Origin of the sequence: Flavobacterium sp. GCM10023249 (assembly GCF_042653365.1) — a bacterium.
Taxonomy (GTDB): Bacteria; Bacteroidota; Bacteroidia; order Flavobacteriales; family Flavobacteriaceae; genus Flavobacterium.
The window spans coordinates 390,161-412,533 of record NZ_JBHSHZ010000012.1 but is presented as its reverse complement, the minus strand read 5'-3'; the positions used below and the strand labels follow the sequence as shown (position 1 = coordinate 412,533).

Sequence of the window (22,373 nt, the reverse complement as noted above, 5' to 3'; positions counted from 1 at the left end):
GATTTTGTAATTGTTTTATGTTGGATTTTGGCTTTCTTTCTTCATGCAGATGCTGTTTTCCACACCAATATATTGTCCGTAATTCGGGATAAGATGATAGCCGGTTTTTTCATACAATGCAATGGCACTTTCGAGTTTAGGGGAAGTTTCAAGAATGAAGTTAGGGTAGCCGGTTTCAGTTGCCCAGTTTTCCAACTCGCTTAAAATGAAACGGGCAATACCTTTGCCTCTGTGATCCGGATGCACAAACATGCGCTTGATTTCAGCTGTGGTGTCGTCAAATTTTTTGAAAGCACCACAACCCACTGCTATTTCATTGTCATAAACAACTAAAACATGATCCAATTGAATATTGTTGTAGAAGGCAAAAAAATCTCTCTCTTCACCATCGATATCTACAAGATATTCATCAAAAAGTGCTGATAACTTTTTGAAATCAGGATTGTCTGAATTGGTGCGAAGTAAATCCATTAGTCTTTATCGTTTGCCAGAAAAAACACACGTGATTTTTTAGGATACAAATTATAGCTTTTATCACTCGGATTTTCAATCACCGTTTTGATGTTGATGCGGTCACCCAATTTAAAATTCTTCTCAGTATATTGGTAATCCAATAAGTATTCACCACAGAAATAGTTCCCGTGTTCGTCCTTTTCGATGATTCCTGTATAGATTCCTTTTTTATCTTTTGACATTGTATGAGGTGTAATATAATAGTAATTCAAACTAGTTTCAACCTGCAAAGTTATGAAGACTAATCCTTATTTGTTGGTTGCTACGGTATTATTCCTGATTTTCAATATCAGAACCTATTTGGTCTATAGCGTAAAACGATTCCATTGCTTTTTCAAAATCTTCTTTCCTTACAACGTAAGTGTCTGTAATGCTATCGTGCCAACCTCTGGAGGGAGTTCCGAAAAAAGAGAAAGCTTCAAAAGGAATTATTCGGCAAAAAGCTCTTTTGAAGAAAGTTGCATTGTCAGGTATAGAACCGTCTTCAAAAACAACTATGGTTTTAGTGATGAATTTTGCAATACTTCTTTTGAATAGTATTCCGGTCAAGCCGTAATAAAAAATTAAGATGACTAATCCCACTACGTATTCCATTAGTTTGCCCATGTTTGCAAGTGGTTCTAGCAATTCGGGTTTGTCGATTAAGACGCAAAATATACCAAATACCGAGCCTATTATTAATGCAAGAATGATTCTGATAATGTAATCTAAAATAAAATTGGCTAAACGTTGTCCGTGACTAGCTAATAAATCATCGGTAACTTCAAATGTTCTGTTCATGGTTAAATTGAATTAGGGCGTTAAATATATAAAAAACAGCTATCCTAAGACAGCTGTTTCATAAATTTTAATAATGTAAATATTAAGATCCACACATTTCGCAATCTTCCGGACCAGCATTTTTAGCCAATTCGATCATTGCTCTGTATTCTTCAACACTCATAGAAGCCGGTTCTTCCACAACTTCAATGGTTACAGCTTGTGTTTCTTCTTTTACTTCTACAGGTTCTGCTTTTTTATCGTTATTCAACGTAAATTTAATCGCGTCAACTGCAGCTTTGGTTCTCAAATAGTACATTCCTGTTTTTAAACCCGATTGCCAAGCGTAGAAATGCATCGAGGTCAGTTTCGCATACGTAGCGCCTTCCATGAACAAGTTCAACGATTGTGATTGGTCAATGAAATAACCACGCTGACGTGACATATCGATGATGTCTTTCATAGACATTTCCCAAACGGTTTTGTATAGTTCTTTCAAATCTTGCGGAATGGCATCAATGTTTTGAACCGAACCATTATGACGCATGATTTGTTGTTTCAATTCTTCGTTCCACAATCCGCGTTTTACCAAGTCTTCTAATAAGTGCTTGTTTACTACGATAAACTCTCCTGAAAGTACACGACGCGTATAAATGTTGGAAGTGTATGGTTCAAATGCTTCGTTGTTTCCTAAGATTTGTGAAGTCGAAGCCGTTGGCATTGGTGCCATTAATAAGGAGTTACGTACCCCATGTTCCATTACTTCTTTACGTAAAGAAGCCCAATCCCATCTTCCTGATAAATCAGAATCTTGTAATCCCCAAAGGTTGTATTGGAATTCTCCTTGCGAAATTGGTGATCCAGCAAAGGTAGAATACGGACCTTCTTCTTTCGCCATTTCCATGGAAGCGGTTACCGCAGCAAAGTACATGGTTTCGAAGATTTCCTGGTTCAATTGTTTTGCTTCATCACTGGTAAAAGGCATTCTCAATAAAATGAAAGCATCAGCTAATCCCTGTACTCCCAATCCTACCGGACGGTGACGCATATTAGAGTTTTCAGCTTCTTTTACAGGATAGTAATTTCTGTCAATTACTTTATTTAAGTTTCTCGTTACACGTTTGGTAACCGAGAATAATAATTCATGGTTGAATTTTCCGTTTTCTACAAACATCGGTAACGAAATCGAAGCCAAGTTACAAACTGCAATTTCATCTGCAGAAGTATACTCCATAATTTCGGTACACAAGTTCGAAGAACGAATGGTTCCTAAGTTCTTTTGGTTGGATTTACGGTTAGCCGCATCCTTATACAACATATAAGGTGTACCGGTCTCAATTTGTGATTCTAAGATTTTCTCCCATAATTCACGTGCTTTGATGGTTTTTCTTCCTTTGCCTTGTGCTTCATAAGCAGTGTACATAGCTTCAAATTCATCTCCGTATACATCGTATAATCCCGGACATTCGTTTGGACACATTAATGTCCATTGGGCATCTTCCTGTACACGTTTCATGAATAAATCCGAAGTCCACATTGCATAAAACAAATCACGCGCACGCATTTCTTCTTTACCTGTATTCTTCTTAAGATCTAAGAAATCAAAGATGTCAGCATGCCATGTCTCAATGTAAACAGCAAAACTTCCTTTTCTTTTTCCTCCACCTTGATCTACGTAACGTGCAGTGTCATTGTAAACACGTAGCATCGGTACGATACCGTTTGAGGTTCCGTTTGTACCACGGATGTACGATCCCGTTGCACGTACGTTGTGGATAGATAAACCAATTCCTCCCGCTGATTGCGAGATTTTAGCTGTTTGTTTTAACGTATCATAAATTCCATCAATACTGTCGTCTTGCATTGCTAACAAGAAGCAAGAAGACATTTGTGGTTTTGGCGTTCCTGCGTTGAATAATGTTGGCGTAGCGTGTGTGAAGAATTTCTTCGACATTAAGTCGTACGTTTCAATCACTGCATCCAAATCATTAAGGTGAATACCTACAGAAACACGCATTAACATATGTTGAGGGCGTTCTACAATCTTACCATTGATTTTCAATAGGTACGAACGCTCTAAAGTTTTGAATCCAAAATAGTCGTAGTTGAAATCACGGTTGTAAATAATGTGTGAGTTTAAAAACTCCGCATTGTCCATGATTACTTTGTGTACTTCTTCCGATAAAAGAGGTGCCTCTTGATTGGTTCTAGGGTTTACATAATGGAACATTTCATTCATCGTTTCTGAGAACGACTTGTTGGTGTTCTTGTGTAAGTTAGAAATTGCAATACGAGCCGCTAATTGTGCATAATCTGGGTGAGATACCGTCATCGAAGCCGCTGTTTCTGCAGCTAAATTGTCTAATTCCGAAGTGGTTACTCCGTCGTACAATCCTTCAATAACACGCATGGCTACTTTTACAGCGTCCACCATGTCATTCAATCCATAGCATAATTTTTTAATTCTGTCTGTGATTTTGTCGAACATCACTGGCTCTTTATGGCCGTCTCTTTTTACTACGTACATAGTTTTAGTTTTGTGAAAGTAAACAATCCCTTCTTTACTTTCTGGTTATTTATTTGATTTAACGTAACGCAAGTCTCCCGACTTTTTAAACGCGCTTTTATTGTGTTCCGAATTTAGTTGGAGCTTTATCCTATCTCGTCCTGAAGACGAGACCTGTATCTTTTTAATCGCGCTGCGCTCTTTAAAAAGGATGCCGGCTCTATAAGGGCTAGGGCTTCAAGGTAACCCGGAAGGGTAATCGTTGAATGACTATTTTCTTGGCTGTGACTTAAAAATCGGCGTCGAAACTAATTTTGTTGGCATCGGTGTCATTGTTCATTACACCTGCCTTTTGGTATTCCGCTACACGTTTTTCAAAGAAATTCGTTTTCCCCTGTAGCGAAATCATATCCATGAAGTCGAATGGGTTAGAAGAGTTGTACTCTCTTTCGCATCCTAATTCTACTAATAATCTGTCGGCAACAAATTCTAAATATTGGGTCATTAAAGTCGCATTCATTCCAATCAAACTTACTGGTAAAGATTCAGTAATGAATTCGCGCTCAATGTTCAAAGCATCTACGATAATTTCTCTAATTCTTGCTTTTGGTACTTTATTTACCAAGTGATGGTTGTGTAAGTGCACCGCAAAATCACAATGTACTCCTTCATCACGAGAAATTAACTCGTTCGAGAAAGTCAATCCTGGCATTAAACCTCTTTTCTTCAACCAGTAAATCGAACAGAATGCTCCCGAAAAGAAAATTCCTTCTACTGCTGCAAAAGCGATCAGACGTTCTGCAAACGAATCCGATTCAATCCATTTTAATGCCCATTCTCCTTTTTTGCGGATAGCTGGGAAAATTTCCAATGCATTGAACAATTCCGCTTTTTCAGCTTCGTCTTTTACATAAGTGTCAATCAATAACGAATACGTTTCGCTATGAATGTTCTCCATCATGATCTGAAATCCATAAAAGAATTTTGCCTCAGCATATTGTACTTCGTTCACAAAGTTTTCCGCTAAATTCTCGTTCACAATACCATCTGAAGCAGCGAAAAAAGCTAAAATATGTTTGATGAAGTATTTCTCGTCATCCGATAATTTGTTGTTCCAATCGGATAAATCTTGATGTAAATCAATTTCTTCAGCAGTCCAAAAACTGGCCTCCATTTTCTTGTACCACTCCCAAATGTCGTGGTGTTTGATAGGAAAAATAACAAATCGATCTTTGTTTTCTTGTAAAATGGGTTCCATAGTAGCCATAGCTATTTGAAAATTAGTGATTTAAAAAAAATGATTTTGTGTCTTGATTGGGTCTACAAAGATTTGAATTTGAAACCAAAAATGAAAGACATAGTTATTCACAATTGCCTTGAGTTTTTAACAACCCAGCAAAATAAGGGCTTGACAGTTGATTAATTCTAATCAATTGAAAATCAAACAAATAAAAATTGAATTTTTAATGAACAGTTGTAAAATAAGGAGTTAAGAACGGCGGCTCCCAACTTGAAAAAAAGTTTATTTTTTCAATTCTTCCGCTACTTTTTCAAGTTCTTCGTACCATTCTATTCCGAATCGTCTTACTAAAGCTTCTTTTACGAATTTGTAAACAGGAACTTCTAATTCTTTACCTAAGGCACAAGCTGGTGAACAAATGTCCCAACGGTCATAATTTACCGCCTGAAAACTGCTGAATTCTTTAACTCGAATTGGATATAAATGACAAGAGACTGGTTTTTTCCAGTCAATTAATCCTTGATTGTAGGCTTGTTCTATACCACAAAGTGCCGTAGCACCATCAAAAATGACATAGGCACAGTCCTTATCGTCAATAAGTGGTGTGCCTATTTCATTGTCTTTATCGGTTACCCAAGTGCCTTGCGCTTCAATAGCTGCAATGCCTTCTTTACGTAAAAAAGGTTTTACTATCGGGTAGATCTTTTCTAAAATTGCAGTCTCTTCTTGTAGCAAGGGTGCTCCAGAATCACCATCAACACAGCAGGCTCCTTTGCAGGCTGTAAGGTTGCAAACGAACTCTTTTTCTAAAATATCTTCTGATACGATGGTCTTGCCTAACTGAAACATGATGGTCTAATTTTGAGCGGCAAAAGTACAAAGATTAATTACATAACCTTACATGAATTGGTATTCTGATTTGTTAAATGTAAAGGACTCTTTGCTTAAGGCCGTGCATTGCATTTTCATACTTCTTTTTTTGTCTTTTAAATCGGTGTAATCCATAGACATTAACAGTGGTTTTTCACCGGGTTTGAAAATGTCATTGAATACATTAGGGATGCCTTGGGATTGTTGTGATTTGAACAACTCCGAAAAACTAACTTTGGCTTCGTTCGTATAATACATAATCATGTTGGTATTGGCACTTGTAGCTTGAACTCCTTTGCAGTTGTATCCTAAAATAACTTTGTTGGGTAATTTTTTATAGGTGTATTTTTCTGCCTTGGGTTTTGCGTTATTGTAATCTGCAATTTTGGAAACCATCGCTATTTTCTTTCCTTTTTTATTGAAACCGGTAATGGTGGTTTTGGATTTGGTATCCATTATCATCAACATGTCGTTGCCGGACTGATTCATCTTTGCACCATAATACGTTGCATTGGGTTGTAGGTAATACTGAAAATCGATCGTTTTTCCGGATTGGGATGTCATGTGCATATTGTACTTCCAGCTAAAGGCATACTTGTCGGGTAGGGTAGATGGATCTACTTTGTTTCGTCCCATTTTCATCGCATCCATCATCGCTTTTTTTTGTGCTTCGGTTGGTGCTTGCGCCGATAGGTTGTGACCAAAGGATAAGGTAATTAGTAAAACGATAAGCAATCTTGTTTTTTTCATAGTTTGTTTTTTGTTTTAATTGTTTAATGTTGACTTAATATGATTTGTTGTTGAGTCCTTGTTATCTCTTGCATAGCCTCCTTCGTCTATTGCAGAATGAATACTACCTCTTGCATAGCCTCGTTCATCTATTGCAGAACGAATACTATCTCTTGCATAGCCTCGATCATCTATTGCAGAACGAATACTACCTCTTGCATAGCCTCCTTCATCTATTGCAGAACGAATAGTGCCGCTTGCATAGCCTCGTTCATCTATTGCAGAATGAATACTACCTCTTGCATAGCCTCGATCATCTATTGCAGAATGATTAGTAACTATTGTTGTGCCAATATTTTTTATTGTTGAAGCTTTATTTTAAATGTAAAATCTACTATTCACTGAATACTAAACACTAAGTACCAATACCAAGGACTAAGGACTAAATACTAAGTGCTAAGTGCTAAGTGCTAAGTGCTAAGTGCTTCTAAATAAGTAAAATTAAGAATAAAAATACTTTGTTTTGAAATGGAACCGATTTAAAATACCTTTGTAGGATAAAATTGATACAGTATGGCATTTGACTGGAAAGAAGTTTTTACGGTAGGTATGGTCTTATTCGCGGTAATTGATATTGTGGGAACCATTCCAATTATTGTGGATTTGCGCAATAAAATTGGTCACATTCATTCGGAAAGAGCGAGTTTGGTTTCAGGATTGATTATGATTGTTTTCCTTTTCGTGGGAGAAGAAATTTTAAAATTTATAGGTGTTGATGTCAAGTCATTCGCCGTTGCAGGATCTATTGTGCTCTTTTTTCTGGCTCTGGAAATGATTTTAGGAATAAGTATTTATAAGGACGAGGAGCCAAAAACAGCCAGTATTGTTCCGATAGCGTTCCCTTTAATTGCCGGTGCTGGTACCATGACTACATTGCTTTCTCTCCGTGCCGAATACCAGTCGATAAATATAGTGGTGGCAATCCTGATTAACATCATTATTGTGTATGCTGTGTTGAAACTTTCTGGCAAAATTGAACAAATGCTGGGTAAAACCGGATTAGGGGTTATCCGAAAAGTATTTGGAGTGATTTTGTTGGCAATAGCTGTTAAATTATTTGCGGCTAATGTTAAAGGATTGTTTGTTTAAAAAAGAATACCCTAAATTTGTCCCAATAATAAATACGTGATGAAAATTTTTACTTACATAATTTTAGCTTTTGCAGCAGTACTTATAGGTATCAATGTAATGAAGTTGGATTTTAATAACTTGTTTGAAGGAGATAGCTTGGTAGGACTAATCGGTATCCTTGCTATTTTGTGTGCAGTGGTTATTTTATTGATCTTCAGAGTGTCGAAAGCTATCGACGAAAAATTAAAAAAACAATCATAAATGTTGGATGTTCTTATTATTGGCGGTGGTGTTTCCAGTGTTTCCTGTGCTTTGATTTTAGGTTCGGCACACAAGAAACCTTTCGCTCAGGATAAGAAGATTGCCATTCTTACCCATCAAAAAGCATCTTCACTTCAAGATGCTATTTTTTTTAATGCCTACGGTATTCCTGCTGGAAAATTAGGTGCCGATATCTTGCTTGAAACTACGCAACATTTGCATGAAACTTATCCTCATATCCAACAGATTGAAGGGGAAAAAGTGCTGAAAGTGTCGCCAATTGCCGAAGGCTATGAAATAGTGACCAATCATCATTCGTATACTTCTAAAATTGTGGTAGTAGGTATTGGTTCTTCTAATTTATTTGCCATCGAAGGATTGATGGATTATGTAGAGCCTCACTCGAAATCATTACCCGAAAAACAACGTATCCAACTCAAAAATACGGATCATAAAGTAGCTGAAGGTCTTTATGTTTGTGGTACATTAGCTGGACATAGAAGTCAATTGGCTATTGCTTCCGGAAGCGGAGCTGCTGTCGCTACAGATATATTAGTGCTTTGGAATAACGGGATAGAAACCCACAGTCACGATAGTGTGCGAGTGAAATAAGCTTAGTTTTTTAACGCTGCTTTAATCATTGGGTCATCTTTTAAAACAACCTTGAAATATTCGTTTTCTCCCAATAACTGACGGCAAAATTCAGCAGTAAGGTATCGTTTGATAAATGCTTTGCTTTTCTCTAATTCGATATATCCATCCGTTTGGGTTACGAACTCTTTGAACTGATTGAAATAGATATCGGTTGCGTTGATTTTCTCTTTGATTTGATCCGAAGTTAGTTTCTCAAATGATTTTCGGTTTTTGTCGATGGCTTTGAATACAAAATTAGTTACTACGCCCGATTGCATTAACATTGGGATTACTTCATTGCCTTTTATGGCTTCTATGGGTACAAAAACATCAGGAACAATTCCACCACCGCCATAAACAATTCGTCCTTTAGGGGTTTTGAATTTTAAAGTATCGGCTATTTTGATGCTGTCTTTTGCATATAATTCGCCATTGTGATAACGATTCATGAAATCATTAAAATATTCATTGCTTCCGTGATCGTAAGGCTTTTGAATAGAACGTCCGGTAGGTGTGTAGTAGCGTGCAACGGTCAAACGTACACTTGAACCATCTTTAAATGGCATTTCGCGTTGTACTAAACCTTTTCCAAACGAACGGCGGCCAACAATTAATCCTCTGTCGTTGTCTTGAATTGCACCGGCAATGATTTCGCTTGCTGATGCCGAGTTTTCATTGATTAAAATGATGATTTTTCCATTTTCGAATGTGCCTTCCGTTGTGGCAAATGTTTTGTCGATACGTCCTTTTTTGTTCTTAGTAAATACGATCAGCTTTTTTTCTTTTAAAAACTCATCAACAATCTCAACTGCTTCTTCAAGATAGCCTCCTCCATTATCTCTTAAATCCAATACCAAAGTGGTTCCCTTGCTATTAATGATTTGAGTCAGCCCTTTTTTGAATTCTTCAAATGTAGTCTCTGCAAAACGATTGATTTTGATGTAGCCTGTTGTTTTGTTTAGCATTATGGCAATGTCAACGCTTTTAACTGGTATAACATTGCGGGTAATGGTAATATATAATTTTTTCTTTTCGGATTTCCGATAAATAGTGAGCATAACCTTGGAGTCAATTTCTCCTTTTAAGACATTATACAATTTATCAGTATTGATTTTTTTACCATAAAGTTGTTTCTTGTCGGCCATCAAAATACGATCTCCGGCTTTGATTCCGGCTTTGTAAGCAGGACCGTCTTTAATTGGATTAATAATGGTAACAGTGTCGTTTTCAATGAAAAAATTCACGCCAATACCTACAAAATCGCCACGCATGTTTTGTGCTTCGGCTTCGGCATCATTTTTAGCAATATAGACTGAATGGGGATCTAATTTTTCTAAAATCCCAGTTACGGTCTGATCTACTATTGAATCGGTGTTGACATTGTCAACATATTCCGAATCAATAAAATCAATGAGTTTATTGAGTTTTTGTTTGGTTTCGTTTTGAGTGATTTGTTGGGTTGAAACCGGTGCTTTGATAAAGATACCGCCTAGCAGAAATCCTACGGCAACTGCCGAAAAAACGAGTAAGGGTAAGTATACTTTATCTATTTTCATTATTCTAAATCTTCTATGTGTTGTACTTCAACGCCAGCTTTTAAAAGAAATTGTAATCCCGAGTCGTCTTTGTAACCTTCATAGTACACTACGCGTTTTATTCCAGACTGGTGAATTAGTTTACTGCACTCTTTACATGGGGAAAGTGTGATATATAAGGTAGCATCTTTACACGATTGTGTCGAATTGGCAACTTTCAATATTGCATTGGCTTCTGCATGTAAAACATACCAATGGGTAAGGTTGTTTTCGTCTTCACAACAGTTTTCAAACCCGGAAGGTGTTCCATTATAACCATCGGAAATGATCATTCTATTATGCACAATAATCGCGCCGACTTGTTTTCTTTTGCAATAAGAAAGCTTGCTCCATTCTTTTGCCAAACGAAGATAGGCTTTGTCGTATTTGTTTAATTTTTTTTCTTTCATGTTATCGGTTCCAAATCGGACTGTGAATAATCATTGGTACAACCACTCCTAATATAAATGCCGACATCACTAGTGTCCAGTCTCTTTTGTTGAATCTGAAAACCGTTTGAACGATATAGGATAAAATCAATACAATGAAAACTACTATAATTTGAGCAGCTTCAATACCTAAGGCAAATTCCCCCAACGGTAAAAGTTTGTCTGTTGTATCGCCAGGTAAAATGGCTTTAAAATAATTAGAAAACCCAAGGCCGTGAATTATTCCAAAGAAAAGCGTAACAATTGCGATTAAACTGATGTTTTCGGTTTTGTTGTTTTTTCCGGCGGTAAATAGGTTGTATAGTGCAACAATTAAAATGGTTATGGGAATTACAAATTCCACAATGTTTTCGCGAATGTAAAGTATGTTGAATACAGAAAGTACTAATGCAACACTATGGCCAATGGTGAAAAGGCTGACCAATACAAATAATTTTTTCCATTCGTTGAACGAGTATGGAACCGTTAGTCCAATCAGGAATAAAACATGGTCATAAGCATTAATGTCTAGGACGTGTCTTAATCCCATTTCAAAATATAACCAAAACTCTTGCATATGTGATAGATTTTAGGAGAACCAAACTTACAAAAATTATTTGTTTCCATATTTTATTGATAGTGCTAAATTTTTGAAAACATTTTTTAAATGAGTACATTTGTAAGAAATTAATAAAAACAAACATATGTCAATCTCTGATTTATTTGATAGCGAATTTAAGGCAAGAAATAAAGGACATTTCTCGGCTATTGTACGTGTTGCCATTGCTGATGGTGATTTAAGCGAAGAGGAAAAGCTTTTTTTAGATAAATTAAAAAATCGTCTTGAAATTTCTGATGCAGAATATGAAGAAATTCTTGAAAATCCAACGAAATACCCTATTAACCCGCCATCTTTACACGTGCAACGTTTAGAGCGTTTGTATGATTTGTCAAGAATGGTATATGTAGATCATGTGTTAGGGCCAAAACAGAAAGAGATATTAACCAAATTCGCTTTGGCGCTTGGTTTTACTCCTGGAAACGTTGCTTATATTGTTGATAAAGCTTTTTCATTGCTGATGTTGAATGTTGATTTGGATACATTTGTATATGAAATGCAACATATGAACAAGTAATACTAGTGAAATTAAATATAAAAAGAGCCATGCAATTGCATGGCTCTTTTTATTAGTAGTATTGTAATGAATCAGATTTTAAAAGTAATTACAGGTTTGTGGGCATGATTGACCAAACTTTCGCTAACGCTTCCGTTTAAGAAATGTGCCAAGCCTTTTCTTCCATGAGTGCACATGCCTACTAAATCGGCTTTGACTTGATTGGCAAAGTTCAAAACACCAGCTTCGATATTGGCATCATTATAAATATGAGTTTCGTAATTTTGAATATTGAATTCTTTGGCGAAATTATCAATTATAGATTGAGCGGTGTGTGTCGATTTGAAGTTGTTTGGAGTGTTGATATTTAGTAAGTGTAACTTTGCTCCAAAATCATTCGCTAATTCTACAACTCTTGCAAAAGGTTTTTTGATTTCATCGGAGAAATCAGAGGCAAAAACAAAGTTATCTACATTGAATGTGCCTTTGTCGTCTTTTATGATAAGTACAGGAATATCAGAATTCCGAACTACTTTTTCTGCATTAGATCCTACAAACATTTCTTTCATGCCGTTGGCTCCGTGAGATCCCATGATAATTAAATCAATATCGTAATTTTTGCCAATTTTCATTATGCCTTGATGGGCAACATCCAGTTGGACGATTTCCGAAACTCTAACATCTTCAAGATAGTCTTTGTCGAGGAGTTCTTCCATTTTTCTTAGGACAGCATTTTTGAAAAACATTACTTCAGGGATTTCTAGGCCATGTGTGATTGCGTCGTTTTCTTGGTGAGGCAATTCAAGCATGTGAACTAAAATGATTTCTCCATCGTTTTTTTTGGCAATTTGAGCGGCTACTTTCAGTGCGTACTCTGCATGTTCAGAAAAATCAGTAGGGACTAATATTCGTTTCATAATTTTGATGTTTAGAGATTAAAATTAATTTTCTTAGCCAAAGAGTACTTTAAAGGTAAGAAAAATTTTAACATAATACAATAATTTCATTATTATAAAAAAAGTAGTATATTTGCACCATTATTTAGTAGTTTTTTAAATAATGAGGCACGCAAAGCGTGCCTCTTTTTATACAATATGGGATTTAAAGAAAAAGTAAAGCAATTATTAGACGAAGGTTTGGCGGAATATCCAGATCTGTTTTTGATTGATTTAACCATTACCGATGCTAACAAAATTATTGTAACTTTAGATGGTGATAATGGGGTGCAGTTGCAAGACTGTATCAATATCAGTCGTGCTATTGAGCATAATTTGGATAGAGAAGAGCAGGATTTCGCATTGGAGGTGGCTTCAGCAGGAGTGTCGGCTTCTCTAAAGCAGGTTCGTCAATACAGAAAGAACATTGGTAGAACTTTGACTGTAAAGACAAAAACGCAAACCATTGAAGCAAAATTGGTAGATGTATCGGATGAAGCGATTACGTTGGAATGGAGTTCGAGAGAACCTAAAAAAATAGGAAAAGGAAAAGAAACAGTGCTGCATAACGAGAAAATAGTGTATGATGATATCGTGGATGCAGTGGTTACTATAATATTTTAAATTAAAGAGTTGGCATGGAGAATTTAGCATTAATCGATTCGTTCTCAGAATTCAAAGATGATAAACTGATAGATCGTGTAACGCTTATGGCGATTTTGGAAGATGTGTTCCGTAACGCATTGAAGAAAAAATACGGTTCAGATGATAATTTTGATATCATTATCAATCCTGATAAAGGTGATATGGAGATATGGAGACGCAGAGTTATTGTTGCGGATGAGGATTTGGATTTTGAAAATGAAGAAATTTCTCTTTCAGAAGCGCGTAAAATAGAGCCGGATTTTGAAATCGGAGAGGAAGTTTCAGAGGAAGTAAAATTAATTGATTTAGGAAGAAGAGCTATTTTGGCGTTGCGTCAGAACTTGATTTCTAAAATCCATGAGCATGATAATACAAATCTTTACAAGCAATTTAAAGATTTAATCGGTGATATTTATACGGCAGAAGTGCATCACGTACGTCCAAAAGCCGTAATTTTGGTAGATGATGAAGGAAACGAAATTGTATTGCCAAAAGAAAAGCAAATACCTTCTGACTTTTTCCGTAAAGGAGATAACGTTCGTGGGATTATTGAAAATGTAGAGCTTAAAGGAAACAAGCCTCAAATTATCATGTCTAGAACTTCAGAAAAATTCTTGGAGAAATTATTTGAACAAGAAATTCCAGAAGTTTTTGACGGGTTGATTACCATTAAAAAAGTGGTCCGCATACCAGGTGAGAAAGCGAAAGTAGCTGTTGATTCATATGATGATCGTATTGATCCGGTTGGTGCATGTGTGGGAATGAAAGGTTCTCGTATTCACGGTATCGTTCGTGAGTTAGGTAACGAAAATATTGATGTGATTAACTACACAAATAATTTACAGTTGTTTATCACAAGAGCATTAAGCCCTGCTAAAGTTTCTTCAATCAAAATTGATGAAGAAAAGAAATCTGCAGAGGTGTATTTGAAATTAGAAGAAGTATCCAAAGCAATTGGTCGTGGAGGTCATAATATCAAATTGGCTGGACAATTGACAGGGTACGAATTGGATGTAATCAGAGAAGGAAATGTGGCGGAAGATGATGATGTTGAATTGTCTGAGTTCTCTGATGAAATTGATGGCTGGATTATCGATGAATTTGCAAAAATCGGATTGGATACAGCAAAAAGCATTTTAAGTCAGGATGTGAATGATTTAGTTCGTCGTACAGATTTAGAAGAAGAAACCATTCTTGAGGTTATCAAGATTTTAAAAGAAGAATTTGAAGATTAACCACCTTAATCCAACAAATAAAAATAAATCATAAATAAAATTTATGTCTGAAGGAACAATTAGAATAAACAAAGTTTTAAGGGAATTTAATATTTCGTTAGAAAGAGCTGTCGATTTTTTAAAGGACAAGGGATTTACTATTGAATCCAATCCTAATACGAAAATCAACGACGAAATATACAATGTCCTGTCAAATCAATTTGCTGGAGACAAAGGCAACAAAGACGCATCCAAAGAGGTTGGTGAAGAAAAGCGTAAAGAAAAAGAAGCGCTTCGTTTAGAGCGTGAACACGAATTAGAAGAAAAACGCAAACAGGAAGAAGAACGCGCACGCCAGGAAGTTATCAAAGCTAAGGCAAGTGTTATTGCTCCAAAACAGGTAGGTAAAATTGATTTGAACCCTAAACCTGCTGAAGTGAAACCTGTAGAAGAAGCGCCAAAAGAAGAGGTGAAACCTGTGGTGGTGGAAACCCCTAAAGTGGAACCAGTAATAGTGAAAAAGGAAGAGCCGAAAATTAAAGTGGAGGCGAAACCTGAGCCTAAAGCGCCAGTAATTGAGAAAAAAGTAGAGAAACCAACTTCAAATCCTTCAGTTGAAGCGTCTCCTGCCGAAGAAACTCATGCTACACAGTATACAAAGCTTACAGGAGCCACTTTTACCGGACAAACTATCGATTTGTCACAATTCAACAAACCGAAAAAGAAACCGGAAGATAGAAATCAAAATAAACCAGGAGGCAATAACAATAATGCTGCTGGTGCAGATAAAAAGAAACGTAATCGTATACCTTCTAAACCGGGTCAACCGGGTCAAGGTGGTGGTCAACCGGGTCAAGGTGGTCAAAACAGACCTCAAGGACAAGGTGGTTTCAATAAACCAGGAGGTAGCCGACCTTTCGGTAAAGGAAATAATCAACAGCGACCAGCTATTGTAAAAGTAGAGCCTACCGAAGAGGAAGTAAAAAATCAAATCAAAGAAACTCTTGAGAGACTTCAAGGGAAAGGAAATAAATCAAAAGCGGCAAAATACCGTCGTGACAAACGTGATACTCACCGTCAACGTACCGAGGATGAATTGCAGGCGCAAGAAGAAGGAAGTAAAGTCCTAAATGTAACAGAATTTGTTACTGTTGGAGATTTTGCTACTATGATGGATGTGCCAATTACAAAGGTTATCGGTACTTGTATGTCATTAGGTATCATGGTAACCATGAACCAGCGTTTGGATGCGGAAATCTTGAAAATTGTCGCAGATGAATTTGGTTATGAAGTAAAAATTATCACTACTGATATTGAAGAAAATACCGAAGTTATTGAGGACAGACCGGAAGATTTAAAACCGCGTGCTCCAATTGTAACGGTAATGGGTCACGTTGACCATGGTAAAACATCATTATTGGATTATATTCGTAAAACGAATGTAATTGCTGGTGAGTCTGGTGGTATTACACAGCATATTGGTGCATACGGAGTTGAGTTGGATAACGGTCAGGAAATTGCTTTCCTAGATACGCCAGGTCACGAGGCGTTTACCGCGATGCGTGCACGTGGAGCTCAAGTTACAGATATCGCTATTATTGTGGTAGCAGCGGACGATGATATCATGCCGCAAACCAAAGAAGCAATTAGCCATGCGCAAGCGGCAGGTGTTCCTATCGTTTTCGCTATCAATAAAGTGGATAAGCCAACGGCTAATCCAGAAAAAATTAAAGAAAAATTAGCTGCCATGAATTTCTTGGTGGAAGATTGGGGTGGTAAGTACCAATCGCATGATATTTCTGCAAAAACAGGATTAGGAGTTAAAGATTTATTGGAAAAAGTATTGTTGGAAGCTGAAGTTCTTGAACTTAAAGCAAATCCAAACAAGCCAGGTGTTGGTACGGTAGTTGAAGCTTTCTTGGATAAAGGACGTGGATATGTTTCTACTGTATTGGTTCAGGCAGGAACAGTTAGAGTTGGAGATTATATTTTAGCAGGTAAAAACCATGGTAAGATTAAGGCAATGCAAGATGAGCGTGGTAAAAACGTTAAAGAAGCTGGTCCATCTACTCCAATTTCAATCTTAGGTTTGGATGGTGCGCCAACTGCAGGTGATAAGTTCACAGTTTATGAAGATGAACGTGAAGCAAAACAAATTGCTGCAAAACGTACGCAATTAATGCGTGAACAATCGGTTCGTGTTCAACGTCATATTACATTGGATGAAATTGGTCGTCGTATCGCATTAGGACAATTTAAAGAATTGAACATTATCCTTAAAGGTGACGTGGATGGTTCGGTTGAAGCATTATCCGATTCATTCTCTAAATTATCAACTGAAGAAATTCAAATCAATATTATTCATAAAGGAGTAGGTGCAATTACAGAATCAGACGTAATGTTAGCTTCTGCTTCAGATGCAATTATTATCGGATTTAACGTTCGTCCAGCTGGAAATGCTAAACAACTAGCAGAAAAAGAAGAAATCGATATCCGTCACTATTCAATCATTTACGCGGCAATCGACGATTTACGTGATGCAATGGAAGGAATGCTTTCTCCTGAAATGAAAGAAGAAATTACGGGTACTGCAGAAATTAGAGAATTATTCAAAATTTCTAAAGTGGGTACTATTGCAGGATGTATGGTTACTGATGGTAAGATTCTACGTGCGAATAAAATCCGCTTGATCCGTGAAGGTGTGGTGATTTACACTGGTGAATTAATCGCATTGAAACGTTTCAAAGACGATGTGAAAGAAGTGTCTAAAGGATACGATTGTGGTATGCAGATTAAAGGCTACAACGATATTCAGGAATACGACATCATTGAAGGATTTACAGAAGTTGCTGTGAAGAAAAAATTGAAATAATAGTAGAATTGCTATATAAAAAAGCTCCGATTTTTTCGGAGTTTTTTTGTTTTCCGGAAATAGTTGTCAATAAATATTTTACAATTTAATTGATTAAGTGAGTTACCTTTGATTCGCTTTTTTTATAGATATGAAACACCTTATATTTTTACTATTTTTTACATTTGGATTTTGTCAAAATGAAAAATCGACTTCAAGTGCCAATTACAAGTTGCCTAATTATGACTCGATATCCAAACAGGCATTGCACTATTGTATTAAAAATAAACTGCAGAAAAATTATTATTTATTGGTTGATCTGAATATTCATTCCGGTAAAAAGCGTTTTTTTATTTATGATTTTAATAAAAAAGCTATTATCAAATCATACATGGTGAGTCATGGTTGTGGAGATAATAAATGGAATAATACTTTTTCAAAAGATAATCCTAAAATCAGTAATGAATTTGATTCTCACTGTTCTTCCATAGGTAAATATATAATTGGTAAAAGAGGAACAAGTCAATGGGGTATTCGTGTTAAATATTTGCTGAAAGGAAAAGACAAAACGAATTCCAATGCTTTGGAAAGAGCGATTGTTTTGCATTCTTGGGAGGAAATTCCTAATGACGAAGTATATCCAGAAGGAACACCTGAGGGTTGGGGTTGTCCAGCGGTTTCAAATGATGCAATGAAAGAAATTGATGCGAAATTGAAAAAGGCGGTAAAACCGGTTTTGTTATGGGTTATAAAAAGTTAAGGCTTCCAGATGGAAGCCTTTTTCTTTACTGTTTATTTTGCGTTAAATAATAGACGGGTATTCCTGCAAGCATAATCAATACGCCCCATCCGCAAGTATGGGTTCTATCAATTAATAACATTACACAGATGGCTGTAGCCACCAATATATATAGAGCAGGTAAAAAAGGATAAGCAAATGCTTTGTAAGGTCTTTCTACATCGGGCATTTTTCTGCGTAAGATGAAAATTCCGTAAATGGTAAGAATATAAAAAATGATTACAATTATCATTACGAAGTCTAATAAGTCACCGTATTTTCCAGTCAAACATAGAGCGGATGCCCAAATACATTGTATCCATAAACCCCATCCAGGTACGCTTGCTTTGTTTAAATTGGCTGCTTTTTTGAAGAATAAGCCATCTTTGGCCATAGTGTAATATACACGTGAACCAGCCATAATCAAACCGTTGTTGCAACCAAATGTTGAAATCATAATCATTACAGCTATGATGATTGTGCCCGTAGCCCCGAAAATATGTTCTGAGGCAACCACAGCAACTCTATCGGAAGGAGCAAAAGCAATTTCGTTCAGTGGCATAACGGCCAAATACATCACATTGGCTAAAACATAAATAACACTCACTATTAATGTTCCCAAGAAAAGGCTTAATCCTACATTGCGTTCCGGATTTTTAATTTCTCCCGAAATAAAAGTTACTCCATTCCAGGCATCACTCGAAAACAATGAGCCTACCATAGATGCTGCAATGGCAGATAATAATGTGAATCCTCCTATTTCAGTCCAAAGATTGGTGTCTTTACTAAAAGACTTTGCAGTCCATGCATTCGTCCAATTCGCATCCCAAATGTCACTTTTTGCAGCTAATACTAATCCGAAGATAATTAGTCCGAACAATGATGCAATTTTTGTAATAGTAAATATTTTTTGAATGATTTTTCCATTTTTAACCCCTCTACTGTTTATGTAGGTTAATAATATTATGGTAACTATGGAAACGAGTTGAGCGGCACTGAGTTTGAAGGATTCAGTTTCTATTAAAAAATTATTTTCGCTAAACGATGGAATTAAATAGGCGGCAAATTTTGAAAAGGCAACACCTACTGCTGCAATGGTTCCTGTTTGAATCACCGCAAAAAAACTCCATCCGTATAAGAAAGCAATTAATTTGTTATAGGCTTCTTTCAGATAGACATATTGTCCACCAGCTTGTGGGAACATCGCACTCAATTCCCCGTAGCTTACTGCTGCAGTCATGGTAATCAATGCGGAAACAATCCAAATGAGTACCAACCATCCAGCACTTCCAATGTTTCTAGTGATGTCTGCACTTACAATAAAGATACCCGAGCCAATCATTGATCCTACAACTAATAAAGTAGCATCCAATAAACCTAACTCGCGTTTAAAATGTTGTTTTTCGTCTTGCATAATTTTTGGGTTAGTTTGGATAAAGATATAAAAACTAATGTTTACAAGTGGTTTTTTTGTAACTTTAAGGATTAATCGATGTTGTTATGGAAACGAATAAAGAATACACAAACGGTGAAGTTACAATTGTTTGGAAGCCGCAGCTTTGTAGTCATTCTGCAAATTGTGCAAAGGGTCTAGCGAGTGTTTTTAGACCTAAAGAGAAGCCTTGGATTCATCCGCATGGTGCCACTTCCGAAGAAATAATGAATCAACTAGCAAAATGCCCTTCGGGAGCATTGTCTGGATACTATAACAACGAAAAAGAGGATAAGTAAATATGATTGAAAATGAATTGATTCTTAATCAAGAAAAAAAACGATTTGAATTAGAAGTAGAAGGTAAAGTTGCTTTTATTGAATTTATTCTGAGCAATGAAAATATTATTTTTTTAACGCATACTGAAGTGCCGAGAGAATTGGAAGGAAAGGGTGTCGGTTCTGCTATTGTTTCAAAGACGTTGGATTATATAAAGGAGAATGGCTATACTCTTGCACCACTTTGTCCTTTTGTTGCTTCTTATATTAAACGCCATCCGGAACGAAAAGAGATTCTAGCTCATGGGTATAATGTGTAGTAAAACTCTTTACTAACAACTGTGACTGAATACTAAATTTCTATCTTTGCCAGATGAATGAAAATTTGAATCCGAATAAAGACCGTTTTACTCCTGAAGAAGTTGATATTGAAAAGGCATTGCGTCCTCTTTCTTTCGATGATTTTACAGGTCAGGATCAGGTATTGGAAAACTTAAAAATCTTTGTGCAGGCTGCCAACTTAAGAGGAGAAGCGTTAGATCATACTTTGTTTCACGGCCCTCCCGGATTAGGAAAAACCACATTGGCGAATATTTTGGCGAATGAATTAGGGGTAAGCATAAAAATTACTTCTGGTCCTGTATTGGATAAACCGGGTGATTTAGCAGGATTGTTAACCAATCTTGATGAAAGGGATGTGTTGTTTATTGACGAAATTCATCGTTTAAGTCCAATCGTGGAAGAATATTTGTATTCGGCGATGGAGGATTTCAAAATCGATATCATGATTGAATCTGGGCCAAATGCCAGAACCGTTCAAATTAATCTCAATCCGTTTACTTTGGTTGGTGCAACTACAAGATCAGGATTGTTAACCGCTCCGATGCGTGCCCGTTTTGGAATTCAGTCCCGACTGCAATACTATAATACTGAATTGTTGACTACTATTGTTCAACGAAGTTCTTCTATTTTAAGAATGCCAATTTCTATGGAGGCAGCTATTGAAATTGCTGGGCGCAGTCGAGGAACACCTCGTATTGCGAATGCTTTGTTGCGTCGCGTACGTGATTTTGCTCAGATCAAAGGAAATGGAAAAATTGATATTGAAATCGCCCGATTTGCTCTAAAGGCATTGCATGTTGATGCACATGGATTGGATGAAATGGACAATAAAATATTAACCACAATTATCGATAAATTCAAAGGTGGGCCCGTGGGTTTAACTACTTTGGCAACGGCAGTTTCTGAAAGCGGTGAAACCATTGAAGAGGTGTACGAACCTTTTCTGATTCAGGAAGGTTTCATTATCCGAACGCCACGTGGTCGCGAAGTTACCGAGAAAGCATACAAGCATTTAGGAAGGGTAAGAGGTGCCAATCAAGGTGAATTATTTTAGGGCATTTCCCGCCTCCATGCTTCCGTCGGGTCGGGTCTTCCGCTTTATCTTTTTTCTCCCGATTGTTATCGGGTTTCAAAAAGGATGCCGCTTCAACCCCTAATACAAATGAACACTAAAGAGAAATATTCGCATTTAATTAAAACCGAAGCCTTACGCCTCGGGTTTCTTTCTTGTGGTATATCCAAAGCAGGTTTTCTAGAGGAGGAAGCGCCTCGATTGGAAAATTGGCTGAACAACAATAGACATGGCCAGATGTCGTATATGGAAAACCATTTCGATAAACGGCTTGATCCCACATTATTGGTTGATGGTGCCAAAACCGTAGTTTCTCTTTTGTTAAGTTATTATCCGTCAGAAATACAAAATCAGGATTCGTATAAAATATCCAAATATGCTTACGGGCAGGATTACCATTTTGTCATCAAAGACAAACTCAAAGATTTATTGCGATTTATTCAAACTGAAATCGGAGAGGTTAGTGGTAGGGTTTTTGTGGATTCAGCACCGGTTTTAGATAAAGCTTGGGCGGCGAAAAGTGGCTTAGGTTGGATTGGGAAAAACAGTAATTTGATCACCAAACAGGTGGGATCTTTTTATTTCATTGCAGAATTGATCATTGATTTAGAATTGGAGTATGATCATGCGACGACCGATCATTGTGGCTCTTGCACAGCTTGTCTGGATGCCTGTCCTACTCAGGCTATTGTGGCGCCTTATGTTGTTGATGGGAGTAAATGTATTTCCTATTTCACAATTGAACTGAAGGATAATATTCCCAATGAAATGAAAGGTAAGTTCGACGATTGGATGTTTGGATGCGACGTCTGTCAGGATGTTTGTCCATGGAACCGGTTTTCACAACCACACAATGAGCCACTTTTTAATCCAAATCCAGAAATTTTATCTTTTTCCAAAAAGGATTGGCAGGAAATCACCGAAGAAACTTTTAGGGCGGTTTTCAAAAATTCGGCAGTAAAAAGAACAAAACTGGATGGTTTACAGAGAAATATAAGGTTTTTACAGATGGAGTGATTTTTAATAATGTTACATATCATTCCAAAAAATAACAAAAGAGTTTAAAT

Annotated in this window: 24 protein-coding genes; 12 read left to right on the top strand and 12 right to left on the bottom strand. The window is 36.7% G+C overall.

The window, feature by feature from the left end:
* Nucleotides 1-15: 15 nt before the first annotated feature.
* The 7 genes from ACFO7M_RS12645 to ACFO7M_RS12615 all read right to left on the bottom strand — a co-directional run bounded on the left by ACFO7M_RS12645 (nucleotide 16) and on the right by ACFO7M_RS12615 (nucleotide 6,638).
* The gene (locus tag ACFO7M_RS12645; RefSeq protein ID WP_379735979.1) at nucleotides 16-471 is read right to left on the bottom strand and encodes a GNAT family N-acetyltransferase; all 456 of its coding nucleotides are present in this window, start codon (nucleotides 469-471) and stop codon (nucleotides 16-18) included.
* A complete protein-coding gene (locus ACFO7M_RS12640; protein ID WP_379716842.1) occupies nucleotides 471-695 on the bottom strand; it encodes a hypothetical protein in 225 nt (74 codons plus the stop codon). The genes ACFO7M_RS12645 and ACFO7M_RS12640 overlap by 1 nt, the downstream gene beginning before the upstream one ends.
* Nucleotides 696-783: 88 nt before the next feature.
* Nucleotides 784-1,293 (bottom strand): RDD family protein, encoded by a 510-nt coding sequence (locus ACFO7M_RS12635; RefSeq protein ID WP_379735977.1) that lies wholly within the window; start codon nucleotides 1,291-1,293, stop codon nucleotides 784-786.
* An 82-nt stretch (nucleotides 1,294-1,375) separates the two neighbouring features.
* Nucleotides 1,376-3,799 (bottom strand): ribonucleoside-diphosphate reductase subunit alpha, encoded by a 2,424-nt coding sequence (locus tag ACFO7M_RS12630; RefSeq protein ID WP_379716836.1) that lies wholly within the window; start codon nucleotides 3,797-3,799, stop codon nucleotides 1,376-1,378.
* Nucleotides 3,800-4,067: 268 nt separating this feature from the next.
* Nucleotides 4,068-5,045 (bottom strand): ribonucleotide-diphosphate reductase subunit beta, encoded by a 978-nt coding sequence (locus tag ACFO7M_RS12625; RefSeq protein ID WP_379716833.1) that lies wholly within the window; start codon nucleotides 5,043-5,045, stop codon nucleotides 4,068-4,070.
* A 255-nt stretch (nucleotides 5,046-5,300) separates the two neighbouring features.
* Nucleotides 5,301-5,867, bottom strand: a complete 567-nt coding sequence (locus ACFO7M_RS12620) for a DUF3109 family protein (RefSeq protein WP_379716830.1) — start codon at nucleotides 5,865-5,867, stop codon at nucleotides 5,301-5,303.
* A gap of 48 nt (nucleotides 5,868-5,915) precedes the next feature.
* Nucleotides 5,916-6,638 carry a DUF4412 domain-containing protein gene (locus ACFO7M_RS12615; RefSeq protein WP_379735975.1) on the bottom strand — a complete coding sequence of 241 codons (723 nt, stop codon included), beginning with the start codon at nucleotides 6,636-6,638 and terminating at the stop codon, nucleotides 5,916-5,918.
* 552 nt (nucleotides 6,639-7,190) lie between these two features.
* On the opposite strand from ACFO7M_RS12615, the gene ACFO7M_RS12610 reads away from it, so the two are divergent.
* From ACFO7M_RS12610 to ACFO7M_RS12600, 3 genes are read left to right on the top strand one after another with little or no spacing between them, the layout of a single operon-like run.
* On the top strand, nucleotides 7,191-7,766 hold the full coding sequence (locus tag ACFO7M_RS12610) for a MarC family protein (protein WP_379716824.1): 576 nt from the start codon (nucleotides 7,191-7,193) through the stop codon (nucleotides 7,764-7,766).
* 39 nt (nucleotides 7,767-7,805) lie between these two features.
* Nucleotides 7,806-8,009 carry a hypothetical protein gene (locus ACFO7M_RS12605; RefSeq protein WP_379716821.1) on the top strand — a complete coding sequence of 68 codons (204 nt, stop codon included), beginning with the start codon at nucleotides 7,806-7,808 and terminating at the stop codon, nucleotides 8,007-8,009.
* Entirely contained in the window at nucleotides 8,010-8,621 is a 612-nt protein-coding gene (locus ACFO7M_RS12600; protein ID WP_379716818.1) for an NAD(P)/FAD-dependent oxidoreductase, read from the top strand.
* A 2-nt stretch (nucleotides 8,622-8,623) separates the two neighbouring features.
* Here ACFO7M_RS12600 and ACFO7M_RS12595 read toward each other — a convergent pair whose 3' ends face one another.
* From ACFO7M_RS12595 to ACFO7M_RS12585, 3 genes are read right to left on the bottom strand one after another with little or no spacing between them, the layout of a single operon-like run.
* Nucleotides 8,624-10,198, bottom strand: coding sequence for a S41 family peptidase (locus tag ACFO7M_RS12595; protein WP_379735973.1), 1,575 nt, complete (start codon nucleotides 10,196-10,198; stop codon nucleotides 8,624-8,626).
* Nucleotides 10,198-10,626, bottom strand: coding sequence for a deoxycytidylate deaminase (locus ACFO7M_RS12590; protein ID WP_379716812.1), 429 nt, complete (start codon nucleotides 10,624-10,626; stop codon nucleotides 10,198-10,200). Before ACFO7M_RS12590 ends, ACFO7M_RS12595 begins: the two co-directional genes overlap by 1 nt.
* A 1-nt stretch (nucleotide 10,627) precedes the next feature.
* Nucleotides 10,628-11,221: a HupE/UreJ family protein gene (locus tag ACFO7M_RS12585; RefSeq protein ID WP_379716809.1), complete on the bottom strand. Its 594-nt coding sequence runs from the start codon at nucleotides 11,219-11,221 to the stop codon at nucleotides 10,628-10,630.
* A gap of 127 nt (nucleotides 11,222-11,348) precedes the next feature.
* On the opposite strand from ACFO7M_RS12585, the gene ACFO7M_RS12580 reads away from it, so the two are divergent.
* Entirely contained in the window at nucleotides 11,349-11,780 is a 432-nt protein-coding gene (locus tag ACFO7M_RS12580; protein ID WP_379716806.1) for a TerB family tellurite resistance protein, read from the top strand.
* 71 nt (nucleotides 11,781-11,851) lie between these two features.
* On the opposite strand, the gene ACFO7M_RS12575 is transcribed toward ACFO7M_RS12580, so the two are convergent.
* The gene (locus tag ACFO7M_RS12575) at nucleotides 11,852-12,676 is read right to left on the bottom strand and encodes a universal stress protein (RefSeq protein WP_379716803.1); all 825 of its coding nucleotides are present in this window, start codon (nucleotides 12,674-12,676) and stop codon (nucleotides 11,852-11,854) included.
* A 177-nt stretch (nucleotides 12,677-12,853) separates the two neighbouring features.
* Here ACFO7M_RS12575 and rimP point away from each other — a divergent pair, with 177 nt between their 5' ends.
* The 4 genes from rimP to ACFO7M_RS12555 all read left to right on the top strand — a co-directional run bounded on the left by rimP (nucleotide 12,854) and on the right by ACFO7M_RS12555 (nucleotide 18,164).
* On the top strand, nucleotides 12,854-13,318 hold the full coding sequence (gene rimP / locus ACFO7M_RS12570) for a ribosome assembly cofactor RimP (protein ID WP_379735971.1): 465 nt from the start codon (nucleotides 12,854-12,856) through the stop codon (nucleotides 13,316-13,318).
* Between the two features lie 14 nt (nucleotides 13,319-13,332).
* The gene (gene nusA, locus ACFO7M_RS12565; protein WP_379716797.1) at nucleotides 13,333-14,574 is read left to right on the top strand and encodes a transcription termination factor NusA; all 1,242 of its coding nucleotides are present in this window, start codon (nucleotides 13,333-13,335) and stop codon (nucleotides 14,572-14,574) included.
* 43 nt (nucleotides 14,575-14,617) lie between these two features.
* Nucleotides 14,618-17,425: a translation initiation factor IF-2 gene (gene infB, locus ACFO7M_RS12560; protein ID WP_379716794.1), complete on the top strand. Its 2,808-nt coding sequence runs from the start codon at nucleotides 14,618-14,620 to the stop codon at nucleotides 17,423-17,425.
* Nucleotides 17,426-17,555: 130 nt separating this feature from the next.
* Nucleotides 17,556-18,164: a murein L,D-transpeptidase catalytic domain-containing protein gene (locus tag ACFO7M_RS12555; protein ID WP_379735969.1), complete on the top strand. Its 609-nt coding sequence runs from the start codon at nucleotides 17,556-17,558 to the stop codon at nucleotides 18,162-18,164.
* Nucleotides 18,165-18,189: 25 nt separating this feature from the next.
* Here the strand turns inward: ACFO7M_RS12555 and ACFO7M_RS12550 are convergent, their stop codons facing one another.
* Nucleotides 18,190-19,596 (bottom strand): APC family permease, encoded by a 1,407-nt coding sequence (locus ACFO7M_RS12550; protein ID WP_379735967.1) that lies wholly within the window; start codon nucleotides 19,594-19,596, stop codon nucleotides 18,190-18,192.
* An 86-nt stretch (nucleotides 19,597-19,682) separates the two neighbouring features.
* On the opposite strand from ACFO7M_RS12550, the gene ACFO7M_RS12545 reads away from it, so the two are divergent.
* From ACFO7M_RS12545 to queG, 4 genes are all read left to right on the top strand, one after another.
* Nucleotides 19,683-19,913, top strand: a complete 231-nt coding sequence (locus ACFO7M_RS12545) for a (4Fe-4S)-binding protein (RefSeq protein ID WP_379716785.1) — start codon at nucleotides 19,683-19,685, stop codon at nucleotides 19,911-19,913.
* A gap of 2 nt (nucleotides 19,914-19,915) precedes the next feature.
* Nucleotides 19,916-20,212: a GNAT family N-acetyltransferase gene (locus ACFO7M_RS12540; protein ID WP_379716782.1), complete on the top strand. Its 297-nt coding sequence runs from the start codon at nucleotides 19,916-19,918 to the stop codon at nucleotides 20,210-20,212.
* Between the two features lie 53 nt (nucleotides 20,213-20,265).
* Nucleotides 20,266-21,288, top strand: coding sequence for a Holliday junction branch migration DNA helicase RuvB (gene ruvB / locus ACFO7M_RS12535; RefSeq protein ID WP_379735965.1), 1,023 nt, complete (start codon nucleotides 20,266-20,268; stop codon nucleotides 21,286-21,288).
* A gap of 108 nt (nucleotides 21,289-21,396) precedes the next feature.
* A complete protein-coding gene (gene queG, locus ACFO7M_RS12530; protein ID WP_379735964.1) occupies nucleotides 21,397-22,323 on the top strand; it encodes a tRNA epoxyqueuosine(34) reductase QueG in 927 nt (308 codons plus the stop codon).
* Nucleotides 22,324-22,373: the final 50 nt, after the last annotated feature.

Bases quoted from the DNA above. Each gene is read 5' to 3' on its own strand.
- ACFO7M_RS12585 (WP_379716809.1), bottom strand. From the start codon at position 11,221: ATGCAAGAGTTTTGGTTATATTTTGAAATGGGATTAAGACACGTCCTA.
- rimP (WP_379735971.1), top strand. From the start codon at position 12,854: ATGGGATTTAAAGAAAAAGTAAAGCAATTATTAGACGAAGGTTTGGCG.
- infB (WP_379716794.1), top strand. From the start codon at position 14,618: ATGTCTGAAGGAACAATTAGAATAAACAAAGTTTTAAGGGAATTTAAT.
- ACFO7M_RS12610 (WP_379716824.1), top strand. From the start codon at position 7,191: ATGGCATTTGACTGGAAAGAAGTTTTTACGGTAGGTATGGTCTTATTC.
- ACFO7M_RS12605 (WP_379716821.1), top strand. From the start codon at position 7,806: ATGAAAATTTTTACTTACATAATTTTAGCTTTTGCAGCAGTACTTATA.
- ACFO7M_RS12580 (WP_379716806.1), top strand. From the start codon at position 11,349: ATGTCAATCTCTGATTTATTTGATAGCGAATTTAAGGCAAGAAATAAA.
- ACFO7M_RS12630 (WP_379716836.1), bottom strand. From the start codon at position 3,799: ATGTACGTAGTAAAAAGAGACGGCCATAAAGAGCCAGTGATGTTCGAC.
- ACFO7M_RS12615 (WP_379735975.1), bottom strand. From the start codon at position 6,638: ATGAAAAAAACAAGATTGCTTATCGTTTTACTAATTACCTTATCCTTT.
- ACFO7M_RS12645 (WP_379735979.1), bottom strand. From the start codon at position 471: ATGGATTTACTTCGCACCAATTCAGACAATCCTGATTTCAAAAAGTTA.
- ACFO7M_RS12620 (WP_379716830.1), bottom strand. From the start codon at position 5,867: ATGTTTCAGTTAGGCAAGACCATCGTATCAGAAGATATTTTAGAAAAA.
- nusA (WP_379716797.1), top strand. From the start codon at position 13,333: ATGGAGAATTTAGCATTAATCGATTCGTTCTCAGAATTCAAAGATGAT.
- ACFO7M_RS12625 (WP_379716833.1), bottom strand. From the start codon at position 5,045: ATGGCTACTATGGAACCCATTTTACAAGAAAACAAAGATCGATTTGTT.
- ACFO7M_RS12575 (WP_379716803.1), bottom strand. From the start codon at position 12,676: ATGAAACGAATATTAGTCCCTACTGATTTTTCTGAACATGCAGAGTAC.
- ACFO7M_RS12640 (WP_379716842.1), bottom strand. From the start codon at position 695: ATGTCAAAAGATAAAAAAGGAATCTATACAGGAATCATCGAAAAGGAC.
- ACFO7M_RS12600 (WP_379716818.1), top strand. From the start codon at position 8,010: ATGTTGGATGTTCTTATTATTGGCGGTGGTGTTTCCAGTGTTTCCTGT.
- ACFO7M_RS12635 (WP_379735977.1), bottom strand. From the start codon at position 1,293: ATGAACAGAACATTTGAAGTTACCGATGATTTATTAGCTAGTCACGGA.
- queG (WP_379735964.1), top strand. From the start codon at position 21,397: ATGAACACTAAAGAGAAATATTCGCATTTAATTAAAACCGAAGCCTTA.
- ACFO7M_RS12590 (WP_379716812.1), bottom strand. From the start codon at position 10,626: ATGAAAGAAAAAAAATTAAACAAATACGACAAAGCCTATCTTCGTTTG.
- ruvB (WP_379735965.1), top strand. From the start codon at position 20,266: ATGAATGAAAATTTGAATCCGAATAAAGACCGTTTTACTCCTGAAGAA.
- ACFO7M_RS12550 (WP_379735967.1), bottom strand. From the start codon at position 19,596: ATGCAAGACGAAAAACAACATTTTAAACGCGAGTTAGGTTTATTGGAT.
- ACFO7M_RS12595 (WP_379735973.1), bottom strand. From the start codon at position 10,198: ATGAAAATAGATAAAGTATACTTACCCTTACTCGTTTTTTCGGCAGTT.
- ACFO7M_RS12555 (WP_379735969.1), top strand. From the start codon at position 17,556: ATGAAACACCTTATATTTTTACTATTTTTTACATTTGGATTTTGTCAA.
- ACFO7M_RS12545 (WP_379716785.1), top strand. From the start codon at position 19,683: ATGGAAACGAATAAAGAATACACAAACGGTGAAGTTACAATTGTTTGG.
- ACFO7M_RS12540 (WP_379716782.1), top strand. From the start codon at position 19,916: ATGATTGAAAATGAATTGATTCTTAATCAAGAAAAAAAACGATTTGAA.